The organism is Nosocomiicoccus ampullae (genome assembly GCF_001696685.1).
GTDB classification, from domain to species: domain Bacteria; phylum Bacillota; class Bacilli; order Staphylococcales; family Salinicoccaceae; genus Nosocomiicoccus; species Nosocomiicoccus ampullae_A.
This window is the reverse complement of sequence record NZ_MBFG01000016.1, coordinates 4,176-4,690: the sequence shown is the minus strand read 5'-3', so window position 1 is coordinate 4,690 and position 515 is coordinate 4,176. Positions and strand designations below refer to the sequence as shown.

1 protein-coding gene is annotated in these 515 nt (G+C 37.5%); it reads left to right on the top strand.

Annotated features, from left to right (window positions below):
- Positions 1-515 (top strand): YPDG domain-containing protein (locus BBS29_RS08385; protein ID WP_218836847.1); only part of this gene is annotated, 515 nt, incomplete at both ends.

Below are 515 nucleotides of genomic sequence, written 5' to 3'. Positions count from 1 at the left end.
CAGATGGTGACGGTACTCCAGATATCACAGATGAAGATGATGATAATGACGGAGTATCAGATGAAAAAGAAAAAGAAGATGGTACAAACCCTAAATCAGCTGAAGACAACAAACTTTATGACCCATCATATGATTCTAAATTAGTAGTACCAGGTAAACCGGCGGAATCTACTCCAACGATCAAGGATAAAGATGGTAAGGTAGTAGACGCACCAGAAGGTACGAAGTTTAAAATTGATGAAAACTTCACTGTACCAGAAGGTTACACAGTTGAAATTGATGAAAACACAGGTGTAATTACGGTAACAGCACCAGAAGAATTAGATGGGGATACTGTAGAAGAATTTGATGTTCCAGTTGTAGTAACGTATCCAGATAAGACAACTGATAAAACAAAAGCGAACTTCAAATTAGACACAGATGGTGACGGTACTCCAGATATCACAGATGAAGATGATGATAATGACGGAGTATCAGATGAAAAAGAAAAAGAAGATGGTACAAACCCTAAATCA